Annotated in this window: 18 protein-coding genes and 1 riboswitch; of the genes, 5 read left to right on the top strand and 13 right to left on the bottom strand. The window is 73.0% G+C overall.

Annotated elements, in window-relative coordinates:
* On the bottom strand, positions 1-2,207 hold a 2,207-nt coding region (locus E1166_RS20420; protein ID WP_132341051.1), incomplete at its 3' end, for a nitrate- and nitrite sensing domain-containing protein.
* A 439-nt stretch (positions 2,208-2,646) separates the two neighbouring features.
* Between E1166_RS20420 and E1166_RS20415 the strand changes: the two genes are divergently transcribed.
* Positions 2,647-3,822 carry an ABC transporter substrate-binding protein gene (locus E1166_RS20415; protein ID WP_132341049.1) on the top strand — a complete coding sequence of 392 codons (1,176 nt, stop codon included), beginning with the start codon at positions 2,647-2,649 and terminating at the stop codon, positions 3,820-3,822.
* 21 nt (positions 3,823-3,843) lie between these two features.
* Here E1166_RS20415 and E1166_RS20410 read toward each other — a convergent pair whose 3' ends face one another.
* The gene (locus E1166_RS20410) at positions 3,844-4,707 is read right to left on the bottom strand and encodes an ABC transporter permease (RefSeq protein ID WP_132341047.1); all 864 of its coding nucleotides are present in this window, start codon (positions 4,705-4,707) and stop codon (positions 3,844-3,846) included.
* Positions 4,708-4,818: 111 nt separating this feature from the next.
* Positions 4,819-5,844, bottom strand: coding sequence for an ABC transporter substrate-binding protein (locus E1166_RS20405; protein WP_132341045.1), 1,026 nt, complete (start codon positions 5,842-5,844; stop codon positions 4,819-4,821).
* A 261-nt stretch (positions 5,845-6,105) separates the two neighbouring features.
* On the opposite strand from E1166_RS20405, the gene E1166_RS20400 reads away from it, so the two are divergent.
* The 4 genes from E1166_RS20400 (at position 6,106) to E1166_RS20385 (ending at position 10,449) form a co-directional block, all read left to right on the top strand.
* Positions 6,106-6,888, top strand: a complete 783-nt coding sequence (locus E1166_RS20400) for an ABC transporter ATP-binding protein (RefSeq protein ID WP_132341043.1) — start codon at positions 6,106-6,108, stop codon at positions 6,886-6,888.
* Positions 6,889-6,893: 5 nt separating this feature from the next.
* The gene (locus tag E1166_RS20395; RefSeq protein ID WP_132341041.1) at positions 6,894-7,844 is read left to right on the top strand and encodes an LLM class F420-dependent oxidoreductase; all 951 of its coding nucleotides are present in this window, start codon (positions 6,894-6,896) and stop codon (positions 7,842-7,844) included.
* Positions 7,841-8,152 (top strand): cupin, encoded by a 312-nt coding sequence (locus E1166_RS20390; protein WP_132341039.1) that lies wholly within the window; start codon positions 7,841-7,843, stop codon positions 8,150-8,152. Before E1166_RS20395 ends, E1166_RS20390 begins: the two co-directional genes overlap by 4 nt.
* 65 nt (positions 8,153-8,217) lie before the next feature.
* Entirely contained in the window at positions 8,218-10,449 is a 2,232-nt protein-coding gene (locus tag E1166_RS20385; RefSeq protein WP_207914384.1) for a hypothetical protein, read from the top strand.
* Between the two features lie 99 nt (positions 10,450-10,548).
* Here E1166_RS20385 and thiC read toward each other — a convergent pair whose 3' ends face one another.
* From thiC to E1166_RS20335, 10 genes are all read right to left on the bottom strand, one after another.
* Positions 10,549-12,141, bottom strand: coding sequence for a phosphomethylpyrimidine synthase ThiC (thiC, locus tag E1166_RS20380; protein WP_132270049.1), 1,593 nt, complete (start codon positions 12,139-12,141; stop codon positions 10,549-10,551).
* Positions 12,142-12,158: 17 nt separating this feature from the next.
* Positions 12,159-12,947 carry a bifunctional hydroxymethylpyrimidine kinase/phosphomethylpyrimidine kinase gene (gene thiD, locus E1166_RS20375; RefSeq protein ID WP_132341037.1) on the bottom strand — a complete coding sequence of 263 codons (789 nt, stop codon included), beginning with the start codon at positions 12,945-12,947 and terminating at the stop codon, positions 12,159-12,161.
* Complete coding sequence (locus E1166_RS20370; protein ID WP_132341035.1) at positions 12,944-13,600, bottom strand: thiamine phosphate synthase; 657 nt, start codon at positions 13,598-13,600, stop codon at positions 12,944-12,946. Before E1166_RS20370 ends, thiD begins: the two co-directional genes overlap by 4 nt.
* Before the next feature lie 95 nt (positions 13,601-13,695).
* Positions 13,696-14,475 carry a thiazole synthase gene (locus tag E1166_RS20365; protein ID WP_132341033.1) on the bottom strand — a complete coding sequence of 260 codons (780 nt, stop codon included), beginning with the start codon at positions 14,473-14,475 and terminating at the stop codon, positions 13,696-13,698.
* Complete coding sequence (thiS, locus tag E1166_RS20360) at positions 14,472-14,672, bottom strand: sulfur carrier protein ThiS (protein ID WP_132270041.1); 201 nt, start codon at positions 14,670-14,672, stop codon at positions 14,472-14,474. The genes E1166_RS20365 and thiS overlap by 4 nt, the downstream gene beginning before the upstream one ends.
* Positions 14,663-15,766 carry a glycine oxidase ThiO gene (gene thiO / locus E1166_RS20355; protein ID WP_132341031.1) on the bottom strand — a complete coding sequence of 368 codons (1,104 nt, stop codon included), beginning with the start codon at positions 15,764-15,766 and terminating at the stop codon, positions 14,663-14,665. The genes thiS and thiO overlap by 10 nt, the downstream gene beginning before the upstream one ends.
* Complete coding sequence (thiE, locus tag E1166_RS20350; RefSeq protein ID WP_132270036.1) at positions 15,760-16,386, bottom strand: thiamine phosphate synthase; 627 nt, start codon at positions 16,384-16,386, stop codon at positions 15,760-15,762. The genes thiO and thiE overlap by 7 nt, the downstream gene beginning before the upstream one ends.
* A riboswitch (TPP riboswitch) is annotated at positions 16,381-16,488 on the bottom strand. Its footprint overlaps the gene before it by 6 nt.
* A gap of 262 nt (positions 16,489-16,750) precedes the next feature.
* Complete coding sequence (locus E1166_RS20345; protein ID WP_132341055.1) at positions 16,751-17,695, bottom strand: aldo/keto reductase; 945 nt, start codon at positions 17,693-17,695, stop codon at positions 16,751-16,753.
* Positions 17,696-17,748: 53 nt separating this feature from the next.
* On the bottom strand, positions 17,749-19,428 hold the full coding sequence (locus tag E1166_RS20340) for an ATP-binding cassette domain-containing protein (RefSeq protein WP_132341029.1): 1,680 nt from the start codon (positions 19,426-19,428) through the stop codon (positions 17,749-17,751).
* A 41-nt stretch (positions 19,429-19,469) separates the two neighbouring features.
* Complete coding sequence (locus E1166_RS20335) at positions 19,470-20,075, bottom strand: methyltransferase (protein WP_132341053.1); 606 nt, start codon at positions 20,073-20,075, stop codon at positions 19,470-19,472.
* Positions 20,076-20,299: the final 224 nt, after the last annotated feature.

Here is a 20,299-nt window from a genome sequence, read left to right as displayed (position 1 = left end):
TCAGGACCGATCGTGGCAGGTGCCGGGGCACCGATCCCGACCGCCGGGGCGGTGTCGCGCGCGTCGACCTGCGGTCGCCACGGGGCGGGTGCCGCCGGCGTGCTCCGCCACTGGTCGGTGAGGGTGGCCGCGCCGGCCCGCCCGGCGGTCGCCGCTTCGGTCAGGCCGATCGGGGTCTGTTCGACCGCCATCGGCTGCCGCTGCCGGGGCAGCGCGGTGTCCCGCCCTCGGTGCGAGGGGAGCACCACGGTGGAGTTCGGCAGGGTGACCTGGGCCACCGTGCCGCCCTCGACGTTGCGGCGCAACTCCACCCGGATGCCGTACCGGGAGGCGAGCCGGCTCACCACGGCCAGACCCATCAACCGGAACGCGGCCACGTCCACGCTGGCCGGCGCGGCCAGCCGACGATTGAGCGAGTCGAGTTGCTCGTCGGTCAGGCCGAGGCCGCGATCCTCGATCTGGATCAGCACGTAGTCCCGGATCCGGCGGCCGTCGGCGACCACCGTGGTGGTGGGCGGCGAGAAACGGGTCGCGTTGTCGAGCAGCTCGGCGACGAGGCGTACCACGTCGTTGACCGCGTGGGCGGCCACCGAAACATCGGTGTCGACGGTGCCGAACTCGATCCGGTTGTAGAGCTCGACCTCGGACTGCGCGGCCCGCAACACGTCCACCAGCAGCGCGTCGTCGCGGCGCGGGACAGCCGAGTCGGCGCCGGCGAGCACGAGCAGGTTCTCGTCGTTACGGCGCATCCGGGTGGCGAGGTGGTCGAGTTCGAAGAGCTGGGCGAGACGCTTCGGGTCCTCCTCGCCGCGCTCGATGGCGTCCAGCTCGCCGATCATCCGGTCGACCAGGGTCTGCGACCGGCGGGCCAGGTTGAGGAACATCGCCGACACGCTGGTCCGCAGCGCCGCCTGCTCGGCGGCGACCCGGACGGCCTCCCGGTGCACGACGTTGAAGGCCAGGGCCACCTGCCCCACCTCGTCCCGGTTCTCCAACCGGATCGGGTCACGGACCTGGCGGACGATCTCCTCCACGCCGCCGTCGCTGACGCTGCCCACGTTCTGCAGCCGCTTCACCGCTTCCGGCAGGTCCTGGTTGGCCACCGAGAGGGCACCCTCGCGCAGCCGGCGCAGCGAGTGGTTGAGCGAGCGGGCCAGCGCCACCGCGAGCGAGACGGCGATGGCCAGCGTGAGCAGCACCAGCACCGACTCGATCACGGCCTGCCGGATCACGTCGCCGCGGGCCGCCTCGGTCTCGTCGAGCAGGCGGTTCTGGAGCTGGATCTCGGCCCACCGCATGAGGTCGTTGACCGCGCCGATCGAGGCGGCGGCGTCGGTCGCGGTCACCAGTGGCTGCTGCCCCACCGACCGGGTGATGTCGGCGGCCACCCGGTCGGCGAGGCCGACCGCGTCGCCGGAGACCGTTCCCTCGACCAGTGCCCGCTGCTCGGGTGCGGCGACCAGCGAGAAGGACACCAGGGCCTCCTGCTGGCCGGTGAGGGTGGTGACGAAGGCGGAGAACTGCTCCTCGTCGATCCGCCCCCCGCTGAGCGCGGTGTAGGCGACGGCCTCCTCCTCGGCCACCGCCGCCTTCGCCCGGCTGAACGCCGCCACCGCCCGGCGGGCGTCGGCGAGGCTCTCCTGCCCGGGGAGCTGCGCCAGGGCGTCAGCGTACGAGACCAGGTCGGTGAGGATGATGCCGTAGCGCAGGGTGGCCGCGGCGACCGGCATCTGCCGGCGCTCGACCACCTCCTGGCGGGTGCCGTTGAGCGTCTCCAGGTGTTCGTCGATGACGGTCAACCGGTCCCGCACGTCGGCCGGGATGTCGCCGGCCCGGTCGCGCTCGGCGCGGTACTCGGCGATCCGCTCGTCGGTGGCCCGTACCCGCAGGTTGTAGTCGTCGACCTGCTGCTGCGGGTTGGCCAGGTGAACGGCCGCCGCCATCCGCTCCTTGTGCAGGTCCTGGGCGAGCGCGGAGACGTCGGCCGAGAGCGCGGTCAGCGACCTGATCCGGGTGGCGTCGACCGCGCCCGCGCCGGTGGAGACGAGTCGGATTGTTGCCAGAGCGATGACGGCGGCGAGCGGAACCACCAGAATGAGGGCGAGCTTGGATCGGATCCGGACGTCCCGCAGTCGGGGCAGCCGGCGCACCCGGTCGTGGTCGGCGGTCTTGCCGATTTCGGGCAGGGTCGTCGGTCCGGTGCTCACGACATCGCCTCCGTCGTTTCTTCCGCGCCTGCCCCGCCGACCGTGCCCCGGTGCGGCGAAGAGCGCCACACGCGGCACGGCCGCGATTTCATCAGAGATGATCGCGTTTGGAAAGCCGCAGTGGAGCGGAGCCCGGCAAACCCCCGGCCTGGTCCCCGGCGGCCTCGTTCCCGCGCACACTCTGAGCAGGCATTGTCGATCCAGGGTGGCCGTTCATCACCCTGGAGTTCGGATATGTAAATTTCTCATGACGCCAGCATGTGGGAATCCCGTCCCAAGCCTCACCCCGACGCCCTCGCGCTTGACCGCGAGACCCCCGCATTGGCAAGGTTTTGCAGGCTTCGCGCACACCGTACGGCAGACAAACCCGTTTCTCCACTGAGGACGGGTACCGGCGGTCGTGACGCGGCACCGCCCGCGCCGCATCTGGAGGACTGAGTTGAGCCCCATCCGCTACGCGACCATCGTGGCGCTCGCATCGGCCGTGCTGGCCACCACGCTCACCGGCTGCACGTCCGGCGCGGACCAGGAGGCGGGCGCCCCGATCGTCGTCGCCGCCGACCTGGAGCTGTCCGGTGCCTCCGCGCAGACCGGCAAGGCGTACCAGCGGGCGCTGGAGCTCAAGGTCGAGCAGCTCAACTCCTCCGGTGCGATGGGTGGACGGAGGATCGAGCTTCGGGTGCGGGACAACCGTTCCGACGCCAGCGAGTCGCTGCGGAACATCGGCGACTTCACCAACGACTCCACGGTCAGCGCGATCGTCATGGGCAGCTGCAACGAATGCGCCGTCGGCGCGGTCCGGACGATCAACGAGAAGAAGATCCCGACCATCGCGCTCGCCGCAGCCGGCGCGGTCGCCAACCCGGTCGCCGACCGGCGGTACGTCTTCAAGCTGGCCCCCAACGCGGCGGACAACGCCGCCCTGCTCACCACCGAACTGCGCCGCAAGGGGGTCCGCCGGGTCGCCGTCCTGCACAGCGACGACGACTACGGCCGGGAGGGCCTGTCCGCACTACGGGGCGAGTTCACCAAGGCCGGCATCCGGCTGACCCGCAACGAATCGGTCCGCACCACGGACACCGAGGTGTCGCAGCAGGTCCGCCGGCTGACCACCGACGACCCGCAGGCCGTGGTGGTCTGGACCCCGCCGGAGCAGGCCGCGCTCGCCGCCACCAGCGTGCGGGAGGCGAGGTTCACCGGGGCACTCTTCCTCGACGCGGCGGCGGCCGGCGACCTCTTCCTCGGCGGCACCGCCCGCGCCACCGAGCGGGCCACCCTGATCTTCACGCAGACCATGGTGATCGACGACGTCATCGCCACCAATCCCGCCAAGGCCGCCCGCAGGCAGTGGTTCCAGGCATACACCGCCCGGTACGGCGGTTACAACGGCTACTCCTCCTTCGCCGCCGACGCCGTCCAGCTCATCGTCGACGCCGTCGCCCGGGCCGGCGGCGACGCGGTCGACCGGGACGCCCTGCGTGACGTGCTGGAGACCTCGCAGCTGGACGGTCTGTCCGGGCCGATCCGGATGACTCCGGACAACCACTCCGGGCTGATGCCACAGGCGTTGACGACGCTGGTCGCGCGCGGCGGGCGCTGGCGGCTGGCGGGCTGACCCACCCGGGGGTGCGGCCGGTCAGCGGGCGCTGGTGGTGGCCCGCAGCCAGGGCAACGCCAGGCGCTCGACCAGCGACAGGGCCGCGTAGAGCACGATGCTCATCAGAGCGATCAACACGATCGCCGCCCACGCCGTGGCAGTGTCCCCGACGCCGTTGTACTGGAGGATCTGGTAGCCCAGGCCCGGCTTGTCGGAGTAGAACTCCCCGATCACCGCGCCGATCGCGGCCAGTGGCATCGCGACCTTGAGCCCGACGAAGATCTGCGGGAGGGCGGCCGGGAAACGGACCTTGCGGAACGCCTGCCACCAGGAGGCGTTCAGCGACCGGGCCAGCTCGGCCAGATCCGCCGGGGTGGTGGTCAGGCCGGTCGCCGTGGAGAGCACGATCGGGAAGAAGCAGAGCAGGAAGACCATGGTCAGGATGGGCTTCTCGCCCCAGCCGACCGAGACCACCAGCAGCGGACCCAGGGCGATCTTCGGAACCGCGTTGACCGCCACCAGCAGCGGGGCGAACATCCGCTCGACCCGCCGGGAGGCGGCCAGGGCCATTCCGATCAGCACCCCGGCGACCGTCGAGAGCAGGAAGCCGAGCAGCGTCATCGACGTGGTCACGCCCAACGCCGGCAGCAGCACGTCGGCCGTCTCCGCCAGCGCGGCCCAGACATCCTGTGGCGGGGGCAGCGACGCCGGGTGGACCAGTTCCAGCCCGGTGGTGACCAGCCACCAGACGGCCAGCGCGATCAGCAGGCCGAGCAGCGGTAGGCCGACGGCCGCGGGGCGCGCTCCGGATCGCCGGGCCGCGGCGCGAAACGACGCGGCCCGGGTCTTGGCCGCGCCCGTCCCGGCCACCGCCGCCGGTTCCGTCCAGGCAGGGGTACGCATCGGTGTCACGGTCTCTCGTTCCTCTCCTGCCGACCGGGGTCGGCACGCGACGGGGGTACGGCCACCGGGGTGTCCCGGTGAACCGCACCCCCGGACTCGGTCGGTCGGCGGTCAGGCCTTCGGCGTCAGGCTGAAGTCGATGATCTGGTCCGGCGTGATGGTCGTCTTGAGCGCGCCCGCCCCCTGCAGCAGCGCGATGCTCTTGGCGACCCGCTCGCTGTCCAGCGTGCCGATGGCGGTGCCGGAGTTGCTGGAGCGTACGTAGGCGGCCATCAGTTGGAGTTCGGCGGCGGCCGCGGCCGGCACGGTCGCGGCGACGTTCTTCTTCAGCAGGTCGGCGGCTTCCTGCGGGTTGGCCAGGGCGTATGCCAACCCCCTGAGCAGCGCCGCGGTGAAGCGCTTGACCATCTCCGGCTTCTCCTTGGCGAGCTTGCTGGAGGTGATCAGCGCGTTGCCGTAGAGGTCGGTCATCACGTCGCTGTACGGCAGCACGACGGGCTTCTTCTTGGTGACCGCCTGGACGGTGGGCTGCCCCACCACGAACTGGCCGATGCCGTCGACGGTGCCGGCGCCCAGCATTCCCATCAGGGTCTGCGCCTCGCCGTTGACGAAGGTGACCTTGCTGGCGTCCACGCCGGCCAGGCGGGCGTACGTCGGGAAGAGCAGGCGCACCACGGAGGTCTGGGTGTCGGCGAGCTTCTTGCCCTCGAGGTCCTTCGGGGTGGCGATGTTCTTGCCCTCGACACTGACCACGGCGGCCATGGTGCGCTGCTGGATCGCCGCCACCGCGACGAAGTCCTTCGCGGCGCCGTTGCCCAGTTGGAGCAGGCCACCGGTCAGGTCGATCGGACCGAAGTCGGCCTGACCGCCCACAACGGTCTGGATGACCATACCGGTGCCCTGGCCCGGCTTGATCTCCACGTCGAAGCCGGCCTCCTTGAAGAAGCCCTTCTCCTTGGCCACCCAGGCGTACGAGTCGCGGCCGAAGTTGCCGAACGAGGTGAGGTAGGTCACCTTCTGCAGCGCCTTGCCGTCACCGCCTCCGGCGTCGGACTTGTCGTCGCCGCTGCATCCGGCGACCAGGGCTAGCGTGGCGGCCAGGGCGGCCGCGGCGACTGTACGGGTCAGCCTTCTCATCTGTGCACCATGTCCTTTCCGACCGGGCGTCACCCGGAGGGGGTTGTTATTCGGGTGGCACCCGCGCGGGGGGAGACGCGGCACCACCGTCGAGAGGGGACTCTTTGCGCGGACAGCGTACGAGAATCCCGCGCGCACGACGCCAGTTGGACCGGATCACCGCGCAATCAGCAACGGTCTACTTCGGATGGTGCGCAGGGAAGGCGCTCCGGATAGTGTTTGTCGGATTCCCGACCCATCAACCAGGGAGGCCCGGCGAAGATGATCCGGCTCGCCGACGTGTCGCGTACCTTCGACGGCCGCTCAGGGCACGTGGAGGCGCTGCGCGGCATCGACCTGGAGGTCGCCGAGGGTGAGTTCGTCGCGGTGCTCGGACGCTCCGGCTGCGGCAAGTCGACCCTGCTGCGGATGGTCGCCGGCCTGCTGCCGGCGACCACCGGCGAGATCACCGTCGGCGGCGACCGGGTCACCGGGCCACGCCGCGACATCGCCATGCTCTTCCAGCGACCCGCCCTGCTCCCCTGGCGCACCGTGCTCGACAACGTGCTGCTGCCGGCGGAGATCTTCGGCTGGCGCCGGCCCGAACACCGCGACCAGGCCCGGCAACTGCTCGATCTGGCCGGTCTCGGCGGCTTCGAGAAGCGGCTGCCGCACGAGCTGTCCGGAGGCATGCAGCAGCGGGTGTCGTTGTGCCGGTCGCTGCTCGGCAAGCCCCGGGTGATGCTGATGGACGAGCCCTTCTCCGCCCTGGACGCGCTCACCCGCGAGGAACTCGCCGGCGAGTTGCAGCGGGTGCACATGGAGACCGCCCCGACCGTCGTCTTCGTCACCCACTCCATCGACGAGGCGGTGCTGCTGGCCGACCGGGTGGTCGTGCTCACCCCACGTCCCGGCCGGATCCGCGAGGTCGTCGAGGTGACGATTCCCCGACCGCGCACCCTTGGCCGCAACGCCCACCTGGCCGACGTGGCCCGGGTCAGCGCCGAACTGCACGAACTGCTGATGGAGCGTGGGACAGCGACGCCGGCCGGGATCCAGGGGTGATGAGCATGCGGGTGGCCGTTTTCACCGAGCCGCATCGCGGCGCCAGCTACGACGACCAGTTGCGCTTCGCGCGCCTCGCCGAGGCCGGCGGGTTCGACGGTTTCTTCCGTGCCGACCACTACCAGTCGATGGGGGACACGCCGGGGCTACCGGGCCCCACCGACGCCTGGCTCACCCTGGCCGCGCTGGCCCGGGAGACCTCGCGGATCCGGCTCGGCACCCTGGTCAGCTCGGCCACCTTCCGGTTGCCCGGGCCGCTGGCCGTGATGGTGGCCCAGGTGGACCAGATGAGCGGCGGTCGCGTGGAGCTGGGCATCGGGGCCGGCTGGTACGAACGGGAGCACACCTCGTACGGCATCCCCTTCCCGCCGGCGGCCGAACGCTTCGACCGGCTCGCCGAGCAGTTGGAGGTCCTCACCGGCCTGTGGCGCACCCCGGTCGGTGCCACCTACCACCACACCGGGCAGTACTACCGCCTGGTGGACGCCCCGGCGCTGCCCAGACCCGCGCAGCAGCCCGGGCCGCCGGTGATCGTCGGTGGACGCGGTCCGAAACGCACCCCTGAGCTGGCCGCCCGGTACGCCGACGAGTTCAACGTGCCGTTCATGTCGGTTTCGGGGACCGCCGCCGCCTACGCCCGGGTGCGCGAGGCATGCGACCGGGTGGGGCGTGCCGGGTCGGGGCGGGCACCGCTGGTGCTCTCCGCCGGTGTGGTGGTGGCGATCGGACGCACCGACGCCGAGGCCCGGCGACGCGCCGCTCCCCTGCACGTCCCGAGCGCCCTGCCGCCGGAGGACCCGGTGGTCGGCTCTCCCGCCCGGCTCGTCGACCGGCTCGGCGAGTTGGCCGCGGCCGGGACAACCCGGGTGCACCTGCGCCTGATCGACCTGGCGGACCTGGATCACCTGGAGCTCGTCGCCGCCGAGGTGCTCCCCCAACTGGACGGAACCCGATGACCGACACCACCCACGACGACCTCGTGCTCGGCCCGGTCGGACAGGAGATCGTCTTCGAGAACGACAACGTCCGGGTGTGGCACATCCGGTTGGCTCCGGGCGAGCGCCAGCCGCTGCACCGGCACGACCATCCGTACCTGGTGGTGGCGATCCAGGGGGCGAAGAACGTGGTGCAGACCATCGACGGCACCCGGATCGACGCTGACGAACCCACCGGCGGCGTGGTCTACCGGGAGCCCGGGGCCGTCCACATGCTCACCAACGTCGGTGACACGACGTACCTGGCCCGGCTGGTCGAACTGAAATAACCCCAGGTCGGCGTCCCGCCGCGCCACAGTGGCGATCGGACGCACCGGGCCGTAACGTGCCGGACATGGCGTTTCGGACGTGGAGCAGACCGCTGCTCGCCGCACTCGGGGTGAGCGTGTTGGCCGGGGCTGGCCAGCTCGGCATCGCGTACGGCTTCGGCATCATCCAGCTCACCGGCGCCGTCACCGACGGCACGGTCATCCGGTGGCCCGCCCAGCTCGCCTGGGTGGGCTGGTTCGCGGCGAACGCTGCCCTGATCGGCGCGGTCGCCGCCGGGCGGCTCGCCCGCCGGGGCGGGGCACCGGACACCACCGGTTTCCCGATCGCCGTCGCCGGTGCCGCCGCACTGGGCGCCACCGTGGTCGCCCCGCTGTGCATGCAGCCCGCGCGGGCCGCGCTCGGCGTGGTCGCCCCGATGGGGTCCGTCGGGATCTGCACGGTGGTCGGGGCGCTAATGGGCGCGGGTGCCGCCTGCGCCGTACTGCTGCGACCGCCGTTGGGCTGGAACATGGCCGTGCTGGCCGGCACGGTCTGGTCCATCGCGCTGCTCTCCGTCGCGCCGGGGCTGCTGTCGCCCGGGCCGCTGCGCACGGTACGCCTTGCCGTGCTGGAGCCGTCCTGGCTGGACGGCGACACTGCGCAGCGGCTGGCGATGGTGCTGCTGCCCACGGTGGCGCTGCTCGCCGGAGTGGCGACCGGCGGCCTGGCCCGCTGGCAGGGACACCCCGCGCTGGTCGGCGGGGTCACCGGGGCAGCCGGTCCGGCGCTGCTCGCGTTCGCCTACCTGACCGCCGGCCCGGGTACCTCCGCCGACGGCTACCAGCTCGCCCCGTACTCGGCGGCGTTGATCGCCGTGGCAGCCGGCGCGCTCGGTTCGGCCGCCGCCACGGTGGTGCGCTGGCCGCTCGTTCCGCCCCGAGCCGGCGAAAACGCGATCACGCCCACCGACATCCTGCGCCCGCTGCCCGGCGGCCCCGCTCCGGCAGCGGCCGGCCCGCCCGGCGCGGCGACCCCCGGCATCCCCGGACAGCCCTGGATCGACCCGTTCCAGGTCGCCGTCCGGCCGCCGGTCCCACCGGCGTCGGCCGCGCCGGGAACGCCCCTGCCGACCGCCGGTGCTGCCGCCCCGGCCCACTGGGACTGGCCGGCACCGCCGGATCGGCCGGGGACGCCCGGCGATGCCGCTCCCGCGCCCGGCCCGTCCGTCACGCCGGCCGCCGCCATACCGGACCGCCCACCGGCCGCCGCGACGCGGCCACCCGACGCCGAGCCCACCCCGGCCGTTCCTGTCCCCGAGAATCACCCGCCGGCCGGCGACGAAGCCTTGGCACCCACCACGACGCCGGGCATCCGCCAGCGCAGGTCCTCGGACCGGGCGCCGGCGGCCGCGGCGGACAGCATCGCGAAGCCGGTTTCCGGTGCGGGGCAGGGCGAGTCCCCTGACCCGGTACCGGATCACCCGCCGGTGCCGCGGCCCGGCCCGGTGTCCGAGGACAACCCGGTGCCGGAGGACAGGCCGGTGCTTGAGGACAGGCCGGTGCCGGAGGACAGGTCGGCCGGTACCGCCCAGCCGGTGACGGCCGCTGCGCCCCGACCGCGCCCGAAGCGGACCCGCACCTCCCGCCCGGCCGGTGCCCGTCCGACGGACGCTGCCGCCGCCCCGACGACGACCGAAGCGGAAACGCCGGATCCCGTGCGGACTGCCGAGTCGGCTGACCCCGGCACGACAGATTCCGGCACCACAGATTCCGGCACCACAGACCTCGACACCACAGACCCCGGCACCACGCTGCCCGGCACACCGACGGCGGCCGAGCCGGCTCCCCGGCCCCGGCATCGCCTGCCGGATCTGGCCACCGCCGCAAGCGGGGAGTCCTCCGGCCTCGGCGGTTCGTCGACCGGCCCGGCTCTGCCCTTCCCCGACCCGGAGCAGGACGACGGGATCCCGAAGCCGGTCATCCTGAGCTGGGACGCCGACCCGGCCCCGGCCACGACCGCCGGTGACAACCCGGGCGCATCCGATGGAAAGGACAGCCCCGCCGAATCCGACGGCGACTCGGCCTCGGGGCGGTCCCGGTTGCGGCGCGGCCTGTTCCGGCGCGGCCGGGGCAGGGACGCCGATCCCGCCGGCGACGGCCCGGAGCAGGAGCCGATGGCCGCCCAGGACGCGGAGTTCGTCGACTGGGTCAGCGGGCTGAGCAAGCCGCTGCCCGACAACGAGCCGGAGACGCAGAGCGCTCGCCGGTCCCTGCGTACCACCGGCCGCCACCACCAGCCCGACCAACCCAGACCCTGACCCCACCGCCCTGGTGATCATGAAATTGGCGGCGCCCGTAGACATTCAGGGGCACGCCAACTTCATGATCAACCAGGGCTGGCGACAGCGGGTGGAGGATCAGGCCAGGGGCAGGTAGACGCGGCTGCCGGAGGAGACGAACTCCTCGGACTTGTCCTTCATGCCGCGCGCGGCGTAGTCCTTCAGTTCCTGGGTGATCTTCATGGAGCAGAACTTCGGCCCGCACATCGAGCAGAAGTGCGCGGTCTTCGCCGGCTCGGCGGGCAGCGTCGCGTCGTGGTACGACCGGGCGGTCTCCGGGTCGAGCGAGAGGTTGAACTGGTCGGACCAGCGAAACTCGAACCGCGCCTTGGACAGCGCATCGTCCCATGCCTGCGCTCCCGGATGCCCCTTGGCCAGGTCCGCCGCGTGCGCCGCGATCTTGTACGCGATCACGCCCGCCTTGACGTCGTCGCGGTCCGGCAGGCCGAGGTGCTCCTTGGGGGTGACGTAGCAGAGCATCGCGGTGCCGAACATGCCGATCATCGCCGCGCCGATGGCGGAGGTGATGTGGTCGTACGCGGGCGCGATGTCGGTGGTCAGCGGCCCGAGGGTATAGAACGGGGCCTCGTGGCACCACTCCTGCTGCAGGTCCACATTCTCCTTGATCTTGTGCATCGGCACGTGCCCCGGACCCTCGATCATGACCTGGACGTCGTACTCCCAGGCGATCCTGGTCAGCTCCCCCAGCGTGCGCAGCTCGGCGAACTGCGCCTCGTCGTTGGCGTCCGCGATCGAGCCGGGACGCAGCCCGTCGCCCAGGGAGAAGGTCACGTCGTACTTGGCGAGCAGCGAACACAGTTCCCGGAAGTTGGTGTAGAGGAAGTTCTCCTCGTGGTGCGCCAGACACCAGGCGGCCATGATCGAGCCGCCCCGGGAGACGATCCCGGTGACCCGGTCGACCGCCAGCGGCACGTACGGCAGCAGTACCCCGGCGTGCACGGTCATGTAGTCCACGCCCTGCTCGGCCTGCTCGATGACGGTCTCCCGGAAGACCTCCCAGCTGAGCTTCACCGGGTCGCCGCCGACCTTCTCCAGCGCCTGGTAGATCGGCACGGTGCCGATCGGTACCGGCGAGTTGCGGACGATCGCCTCCCGGGTCTCGTGGATCCGCTTGCCGGTCGACAGGTCCATCACGGTGTCCGCGCCCCACCGGGTCGCCCAGGTCAGCTTCTCCACCTCCTCGGCGACGGACGAGGTGACGGCCGAGGTGCCGATGTTGGCGTTCACCTTCACCAGGAACGCCTTGCCGATGATCGCCGGCTCGCACTCCGGGTGGTTGACGTTCAGCGGCAACACCGCACGGCCGGCCGCGATCTCGTCCCGGACGAACTCCGGCGCCATCCCCTCCCGGATCGCCACGAACTCCATCTCCGGGGTGACGATCCCGGCCCGCGCGTACGCGAGCTGGGTGGGCCGCTTCCCGTCGGCCCCGGCCAGCGGCGTGCCGGCGCCCCGCACCGGCGCGACATCCCCGCGCTCGGCGATCCACTGCCCGCGCAGCGGTGGCAGCCCCACCTGCGGGTCCGAACCCGGGCCGGAGGTGTCGTAGAGGCGCACCGGCGGGTTGTCCCCGGTCAGTTCCACCTCGGCGAACGGCACCCGGACGTCCGGCCGTGACCCCTCGACGTAGACCTTGCGACGTGCCTGCATGACAGCCTCCCTGATGGTCAACCGGACCAGCCGAAGTGGTCCAGCGGGCCGTGTCCCGCGCCCAACTCCCAGTCCCGCGCGCCGGTCAGCGCGCGGGTGACGTACTCCTTGGCGGCGGCGACCGCGACCGGCACGGGATCGCCCGCCGCCAGCCGGACGGCGACCGCCGCCGAGAACGAACAGCCCGTGCCGTGCTGGTGCCGGGTATCCACCCGGGGCGCACGCAGCAGCGTGGTCGTCCCGCCCCCGCAGAGCACGTCCACCGCCTCGCCGTCCGCGTCAACGTCGCCGCCGGTCACCACGACCCAGGCGGGGCCGGCGGCGGCGAGCGCCCGGGCCGCGTCGACCATCTCCTCGACCGTGGTCACCGGGCGTCCGGTGAGGGCCGCGGCCTCCGCCCGGTTCGGCGTCGCCACCTGCGCGTACGGCAGCAGCCGCTCGACCGCCGCCACCACGCCCAGCCGGTGCCCGCTGGTGGCGACCAGCACCGGGTCGACGACCAGGTGCGGTAGCCGTCCCGCCTTCGCCGCCTCGGCGACCGTGTCGGCGACGGCCGGGCTGCCGAGCATTCCCGTCTTCACCGCACGCACCGTGAAGTCGACCAGGACGCTGTCCAACTGGTCGGCGACGGTGCCGGGAGGCAGTGGCAGCACCGCGTCGACGCCCCGGGTGTTCTGCGCGGTGATCGCGGTGATCACGCTGGTGCCGTACGCGCGCAGCGCGGCGAAGACCTTGAGGTCGGCCTGGATGCCCGCTCCCGCGCCGGAGTCGGACCCGGCGATGGTGAGCACGGTCGTCGGCGTCACTGGTTCTCCCGTGGTCGCGGTCGGGCGTCCACCGAGACGTGCGGGGTGGGCCACACCGTGGTGGCCGCCTCGGTGAATGCGCTGCCCAGCGCGGTGGCCGCCGTGGTGGGGTCGTCGGCTCGCATGATCACGCCGAGTACGGCCACCCCGGCGGCGCCGGCCTCGACACAGGCGCTGACCTGTTCGGGGGTTTCGATGCCACCGAGCGCGAGGACCGGCACGGGGCTGCGCCGGATCAGCCGCCGCAGCCCGGACGGGTGCAGGGGTGGGCCGTAACCGGGTTTGGTCCGTGTCGGCCAGACCGGCGACAGGGTCACGTAGTGCTCGGTGGTCAGCCGGGCCAGCTCCGCCTCGTCGTGGCAGGAGCGGCCGACCAGTCCGACGACCGGCGGCGGGTACGGGCCGGCGGCCGGCAGGTGCACGGCGTCGCCGTCGAGCGGGTCCGGGCCGGCGACGACCAGCGTGCCGCCGACCTCGGCGAGGATGGCGCGCAGTTCGGCGGCGAGGGCGAGCCGCTCGGGACGCGGCAGGTCCTTCTCCCGCAGCACCACCCACCGCACTCCCCCGGCGGCGGCCCCCGCCACGACCTCGGCCAGCGGCTTCCGCGCCTCCCGCCGATCGGTGAGCACCACGACCCCGGTCGGCGCCGGCACACGGATCTGGGAAGGGAACGGCCCCTGCGAGGGCCGGCATCTTCCAGGATCCCCCGAAGCCGAAGCCGAAGCCGGAGCCAGGTCCACGGAGGGCGTCACAGGTCGGGCCTTCCCTCGTCCGGGGTGGAGGGGAGGGCGTGAAAGCGGCGCGCGATCCGTCCCGCGCCGTACGCCAACCGACCGGCCTCGACGGCGTGGCGCATCGCGGTGGCCATCGCCACCGGGTCCTCGGCCCGGGTGACGGCGCTGGCCAGCAGCACCGCGTCGCAGCCCAGCTCCATCGCCAGCGCCGCGTCGGAGGCGGTGCCGATGCCGGCGTCGAGGACCACCGGCACGTCGACGCTCTGCCGGATCAGCCGGATGTGGTGCGGGTTGCTCACCCCCAGCCCGGAACCGATCGGTGAGCCGGCCGGCATCACCGCCGCGCAGCCGACGTCGGCCAGCCGGCGGGCCAGGATCGGGTCGTCCGAGGTGTACGGCAGGACGGTGAACCCGTCGGCGACCAGTTCCTCGGCGGCCCGCAGCAGCTCCACCCCGTCGGGCAGCAGGGTGCGCTCGTCGCCGATCACCTCCAGCTTCACCCAGTCGGTGTCGAACGCGTCCCGGGCCAGGTGTGCCACCTTCACCGCCTCGCCGGCCGTGTAGCAGCCGGCGGTGTTGGGCAGCAGCCGCACCCCGCACCGGTCCAGCAGGTCGAGCAGCCCACCGGCGGTGCCCGGGGCGGTGTCGACGCGGCGCAGAGCCAGGGTGACCAACTCGGTGCCGGAGGCCCGGATCGCCTGTTCCAGCACGTGCAGGTTGGCCGCGCCGCCGGTACCGAGGATCAGCCGGGAATCGAAGGTGACACCGCCGATCTCGAAGGCCATCCCGCTCACCCGCCCTGCGCGGCGCTGAGCACCTCGACCCGGTCGCCGTCGCGCAGCACCGTCGCCGGCCAGCCGGTACGCGGCACCACCTCGCCGTTGACCGCGACCGCGAGTCCGCGCCGCTGGTCGGTGACCTCGCGCACCACATCGGCCACGGTGGCTCCGCCGGGCACGGTCCGCCCGGCCCCGTTGACGATCAGTTCCACGTACGCTCCTTTTCGGTGCTCGCGGCGGTGAACCGCTCCGGCGTGAACGGCGCAAGCAGCGGGTCCGCCTGCCCGGTGACGACCAGCTCGGTGATCAGGTCGGCGGTGACCGGGGTGAGCACGATGCCGTGCCGGTGGTGACCGGTGGCGGCCAGCACACCGGGGTGGCCGGGCAGCGGGCCGAGGATCGGCGCGTTGTCCGGCGTGCCGGGGCGCAGCCCGGCGGCGGCCTCCACCAGGTCGTACTCGGCCAGGTCGGGAAGCAGGTCGACGGCGGCGCGCAGCAGTCGCAGCACGGCTCCGGCGGTCACCGCCGTGTCGGAGCGTTCCTCGACGGTCGCCCCGACCACCACCTCACCGTCGGCGCGGGGCACCAGGTAGACGGACTCGCCGTCGGCGTACCCGCGGATCACGTGCCGGAAGTCCGGCGCGGCGCGGCCGGGCGCGCGGAGCCGGAGCACCTGCCCCTTCACCGGTCGTACCGGCAGCCCGGTGAGGGCGGCGGCGCCGCAGCCGGCGGCGACCACGGTGACCCGGGCGTCCACGTCGGCCAGTCGGGCGACCGGCCCGGGGACCAGCGTCGCACCGGCCCGCTCGGCCGCCGCCCGCAACGCGGTGACCAGCCGGCGCGGGTCGACCTGGTGGTCGCCGGGGGCGACCGCGCCGCCGCGCACCCGGGGCGCCAACGCCGGTTCGCGTTCCCGCAGCTGCGAGGGGCGCAGTGGCGTGATCGGCAGTCCCAACCCCTGCTGGTACGACCACAGCCGCCGCGCCTCGGCCAGGTCGTCGCCGGTCAGCCCGACCATCAGGGTGCCTTCGGTCCGGTAACCGAACTGCGTGCCGGCAGCCTCGGCCAGTTCGGCGGCGAAGCGGGGCCAGCGGGCGGCGGACTCGGCGAGCAGCCCGGTCAGCTCGTGTTCCCCGAAGTACGCCTCGGCGACCGGGGCGAGCATCCCGGCGGCGACCCGGGAGGCTCCGGAGCCCGGGGCGGGATCGTGGACCACGACGCGCAGCCCGTTCACGGCGCACCGCCACGCGATCGCCAGCCCGACCGGCCCCGCCCCCACCACGGCGACGTCCGGTCGGGTCAGCACGTCAGTGCTCCGAGCAGTTCCGCGGTGGCCTGCGCCGGGTCGGCGGCCTGCGACAGCGCCGCCACCACCGCCACCCCGTACGCCCCGGCGGCCCGCAACGCCGGCACCGCCGCCGCCGTCACCCCGCCGATGGCGATCACCGGTACCCGCACCGCCCGGGCGACGGCGCGTACCCCGGCGGGGCCGATCGGATCGGGCAGCCCGGACTTGGTGCTGGTTCCGTAGCAGGGGCCGACGCCCAGATAGCTGGCCCCGGCGGCGACCGCCTCGGCGGCGGCGCCCGGCTCGCGGGCGGTGGCCCCGAGCACGGCGGCGGCCCCGAGCACCCGGCGGGCCGCCCCGACGGGCAGGTCGTCGGCGCCGACGTGCCCACCGGCGGCCCCGGCCGCGAGCGCGACGTGCAGTCGGTCGTTGACCAGGCAGGTCGCCCCGTACGGCGCGCAGAGCGCGACCACCTTCCGGGTCAGGTCGTACGCCTGCCGGTCGGTGGTGTCGTCGGTCACCCGGACCTGGACGACCAGCTCGGCGCGGGCCACCGGCAGGGCGGCGCGCAGCACCACCAGGGGATCCCGCCCCGGCCGGGTGTCGGTGATCAGATGCAGTCGCCCGAGGGACGGCACGGCAACTCTCCTCCCTGCGCCGGCATTACCCGGATCAGGTTCGACGGTCGGGGGCTTCAGCCCCCCTCTCAGCCCGGTGCACCGGGCTCCCGTGGGTCACTTGCGGCTTACCGTACGACGAACTCGCCGATCCGCCAAGGGCCAGGGCGTGGTTTTCCCACCAACCGTCCCCCTGGACGGCAGGGCGGCGGGTGACGGTCTGGTCACGCCATGCTGTCCGGATGCCGATTCCCGCCCGTGTGGCGCGCGGGCTGTCGTCCCTGCCGTTCTCAGGTAGCCGGGCGGTCGCCGAGGGCCAGCTCACCCGGTCGATGCCGCGGGCCCGGGTGGGCGGCAGGTCGGCGCGGCGCAGGTGGGGGTGGCGTCAGAGGAGGGTGTCGAGGGCTTCCAGGTCCTCGTCGGTGGGGTGCCAACCGCCGGCCGCCGCGTTCGCCTGCACCTGCTCAGGGGTGGTGGCGCCGGCGATCACGGAGGCCACCGCCGGTCGGGCGGCCAACCCACCGATGGCGACGTCGAGCATGGTGAGACCCCGCTCGGCCGCGTACGCCTCGATCGCCTCGATGGTGTCCCAGTTCGCGGCGGCGAGGCGCTGGGCGTACCGGCCGCCACCGGAGAGCCGGCTGCCGGCGGGCGGTGCCTCGCCCCGCTTGTACTTGCCGGTGAGCAGCCCGTTGGCGAGCGGGAAGAACGGCAGCAGCCCCAGGCCGAAGCGTTCGCACGCGGGGATGACCTCGACCTCGGCGTCCCGCTGGAGCAGATTGTAGTGGTTCTGGGCGCTGACGAACCGGGTCAGTCCCCGGGTCTTCGCCGTCCAGTCGGCGTCGGCGATCTGCCAGCCGGTGAAGTTGGAGTTGCCGAGGTAGCGCACCTTGCCGGCCCGGACCAGGTCGTCCAGGGCGGCCAGGGTCTCGTCGATCGGGGTGCCCGGGTCGGGCTCGTGCAGCTGGTACAGGTCGATGTGGTCGGTCTCCAACCGGCGCAGGGACGCCTCCACGGCCCGCACGACGTAGCGGCGGGAACCCCGCACCCCGAAGTCCCGGCCGTTGCGGCCCCCCATCGACATGCCGAACTTGGTGGCCACCACCACGTCGTCGCGGCGGCCCTTCAGCGCCTGACCGAGCAGTTCCTCGGAGGTGCCGTGCGGCTCGCCGTAGATGTCGGCGGTGTCGAAGAAGTTGATCCCGGCGTCGAGCGCGGCGTCGACCACCGCGCGGGTGCCGTCGAGGTCGAGTTTGCGCCCGAAGTTGTTGCAGCCGATGCCGACCACGGACACCACGAGCCCGGAGTCGCCCAGCCGGCGGTAGGTCATGTCAGTCACGGCTCCACCCTATGCCGGCCCGGTCGGGTGCCACCGGGCTGCCGTCACGCCACGTCCCACACCGGCTCGGGCGTCTCCACCACCTCACCGTCGCCCCGGAACAGCACGAACCGGTCGAAGGATCGGGTGAACCACCGGTCGTGGGTCACCGCGACCACCGTGCCGGAGAAGCCGGCCAGCCCCGCTTCCAGCGCCTCCGCCGACGCCAGGTCCAGGTTGTCGGTGGGCTCGTCGAGCAGCAGCAGGGTGGCTCCGGACAGCTCCAGCAGCAGCACCAGGAACCGGGCCTGCTGGCCGCCGGAGAGGGTGCCGAAGCGCTGATCGCCCTGCCCGGCCAGCTCGTACCGGCTGAGCGCGGCCATCGCCGCGTGCCGGTCCATGCCGGCCCGGTGTTCGTCGCCGCGCCACAGGATGTCGACCAGCGTCTTCTCCATCAACTCCGGCCGGTCGTGGGTCTGGGAGAAGTGGCCGGGCCGGACCCGGGCGCCGAGGCGTACCACCCCGGCGTGGGCGACCGGGGCGAGCGCGGCAGCCGCGTCGACCGGGGTGTGGGCCGGGTCGGGGTCGGTGCCGCCCCGGGCGAGCAGCCGCAGGAAGTGCGACTTCCCCGTCCCGTTGGCACCGAGCACGGCGACCCGGTCGCCGTACCAGAGTTCCAGGTCGAAGGGGTAGGTGAGGCCGTCGAGTTCCAGCTGGTCGCAGACGACCGCGCGCTTGCCGGTCCGCCCGCCGTGCAGGCGCATCCGGATGTCCTGGTCCTTCGGCGGTACGGGCGGCGGCCCGGCCTCCTCGAACTTGCGCAACCGGGTCTGCGCGGCCTGGTACCGCGACGCCATCCCGTCGTTGTACGCCGCCTTCTGCTTGTACATGAGCACCAGATCGCGCAGCTTCTGGTGCTCCTCGTCCCAGCGTCGGCGCAGCTCGTCGAGGCGGGCGTGTCGGGCCGCGCGGGCGTCGTACCAGCTGGCGAAGCCGCCGGGGTGCACCCAGGCGCTGCCGCCCTCGACGGCGACCACCCGGTCGGCGGTCTGCGCGAGCAGTTCCCGGTCATGGGAGACGTAGAGCACCGACTTGCCGGACTCGCGCAGCCGCGCTTCCAGCCACCGTTTGCCGGGCACGTCGAGGAAGTTGTCCGGCTCGTCGAGCAGCAGCACCTCGTCGGTGCCGCGCAGCAGCAGCTCCAGGGCGAAGCGTTTCTGCTGGCCGCCGGAGAGGGTCCGCACCGGACGTTCCCGGGTGGCGTCCCAGGGCAGGTCCAGCACGATGGTGGTGACGGTGTCGAAGAGCACCTCGGCGTCGTACCCGCCGGCCTCGCCCCACGCGGCGAGCGCGTCCGCGTACGCCAGTTGGGCCTTGCCGGCGGCGGAGCTGTACTTGCCGCGCAGCTCGGCCGCCCGCATGGCCGCCTCGGTCTCGGCGAGCCGGCGGCCGGCGTCGCGCAGCGCCGGCGGGGCGAGCGAGAGCGCCAGGTCGGCGAGCGTGGTCTCGTCCCCGATCATGCCGATGAACTGCCGCATCACCCCGAGGCCGCCGGCCCGGGCGACCGCGCCGGTCGTCACCGGCAGGTCACCGGCGACCATCCGCAACAGCGTCGTCTTGCCCGCGCCGTTCGGGCCGACCAGGGCGACCTTGGCACCCTCACCAACCCGGAACGACACGTCGGTGAAGAGTTCCCGGCCGTCGGGCAGGATGTGCCCGACCGCTGCCACGTCCACGTATCCCACGCCGGCATCCTGCCGGAACGGCCGGCCCGGCCGACACTCGTTTACCGGCTGACCCGCAGCACCCGGTAGCCCTTCTGGCTGGCGTGCCGGTCGACCTGCCAGCCTTCGTCGACCAGCCACCGGTGCAGCGAGTCGCCGCCGAGGTGGCGGGCCACCACCAGCCAGCCGGTCCCGTCCGGGGCGAGTCGGGGCAGCCAGCGGCGCAGCAGGTCGTGCAGCTCCGCCTTGCCGATCCGGATCGGCGGGTTGGACCAGATCTGGGTGAAGGTGACGTCGGCGGGCACCTCGTCGGGGGCGACCGCGCGGATCCGGTCGGCGGCGCCGACCCGGCGGGCGTTGGCTGCGGTGAGTGCTCGGGCCCGTTCGTTGACGTCGACCGCCCAGACGGTGGCGGCGGGTGCGCAGGTGGCGAGGACGCAGCTGATCGGCCCGAACCCGGAGCCGATGTCGAGCAGGTCGCCGCCGGTGTCGCTGGCCGGCAGGTCGGCCTTGCGCAGCAGTACCCCCGTGCCCGGGTCGAGCCGGTCGGCCGAGAACACCCCGCCGGCGGAGGTGAGGGTGTAGTCGCGTCCGGCGACGCAGAACTCAACCTCGCGCGGATGGGCGGTGGCGGTGGGCTCGGTGGAGAAGTAGTGGTCGCCGGTCACGTCGGGCATTCTCCCACCGGCGTCTCGCCGGGCCACGGCCGCCTCGGCAGCAGATCGCGACGCGCCGCACCACAATTTTCCATTATTACCCTCTAAAGGGACAATCGCCCCTACTCTATCTCACATGGTGTATCGGTACGAGTCCGATGAGGACGCCTTCATGGACCCGCGGTCCGGGTCGGACCTGCCGGCGTTCACCCCCGGCCCGCCCCCGCCAGCCGGGC

Source organism: Micromonospora sp. KC213, from assembly GCF_004348325.1.
Classification (GTDB): domain Bacteria; phylum Actinomycetota; class Actinomycetes; order Mycobacteriales; family Micromonosporaceae; genus Micromonospora.
The sequence above is the reverse complement of the archived record's forward strand: the minus strand, read 5'-3'. Positions and strand labels throughout refer to the sequence as shown.